The following is a 916-nucleotide window of genomic DNA, read 5'->3' on the forward strand; positions in this document are numbered from 1 at the left end:
GAAATCGCGATTTAATATGTTTGGAGCGGTATTGCCTACATTGCCTTTGTAAGAACGATACTTCTTCATGCGTACCAAACATTTTAAGCCCATTTCATTCATTAAACGATTGATGGTTTTAGGATCATGATGGAATCCTTTTTTCTCTAGTTCTTTCGCTATACGACGGTACCCATAGCGACCTTTATGTTCATGAAAAATCTCTTTGATAGCTTCTTTTACTTCGGCATATTTATCAGATTGATTTAATCGCTTTTCCCAATAATAATACGTACTACGTGGAATGTCAGCGACTTCAACTAAGTCCACGACCTCATATTTATCCTTTAGTTCAAAAATTACTTGCGCTTTGATTTTGTTTGTAATTTTTCCTGCAATTGAACTAAAGCATTCAACTTTTTTAGATATGCATTTTCCATTTCTAAAAGTTCAATTTTCTTTTGCAGTGCTTCGACTGACCCTTCTGCAGGTATTGTTTTTTTTGAATCAATTTTCTTTGTTTCCTTTTTCATTGGTGGTCGCCCCTTTTTCTTCTGTTCTAGGGCACCAATTCCACCTTGTTCAAATTTACTTCGCCAATTTCGAATCAATCTAGGAGATGAAATATTAAATATGGCCGCTGCATCGTAAGATGATGTACCCGTTTCGTTCATATAATTCAGTACATCCATTTTAAACTGTAGGGAGTAACTTGTATATTTTTTTTGAAAAGCTTCAATACCTTGTTGTTCGTAAAGTCGAATCCATCCACTCACAATACTAAGAGATACCTTTGCCTCCTGAGCAATTTCATTCATAGCTTCGTTCCCATTTACATACCGTAAAACAATCTGTATTCTATCTTCTGCTGTAAATTTGGCCATAAAAAAACCCCCGTAAACGTCAGATTGGTGTCTAACATTTACGGGGCAGTTCA

At 35.7% G+C, this 916-nt stretch carries 2 protein-coding genes; both read right to left on the reverse strand.

Annotation, left to right across the window (positions count from 1 at the left end; genetic code table 11):
- A partial coding sequence (locus tag M5A78_RS24585) for an IS3 family transposase (protein ID WP_248737890.1) occupies positions 1-309 on the reverse strand: 309 nt, incomplete at its 3' end.
- 29 nt (positions 310-338) lie between these two features.
- The coding region (locus tag M5A78_RS24590) for a helix-turn-helix domain-containing protein (RefSeq protein ID WP_248737891.1) at positions 339-916 on the reverse strand (578 nt) is incomplete at its 5' end.

Source organism: Neobacillus rhizosphaerae (assembly GCF_937468385.1).
GTDB lineage: Bacteria > Bacillota > Bacilli > Bacillales > Cytobacillaceae > Neobacillus > Neobacillus rhizosphaerae.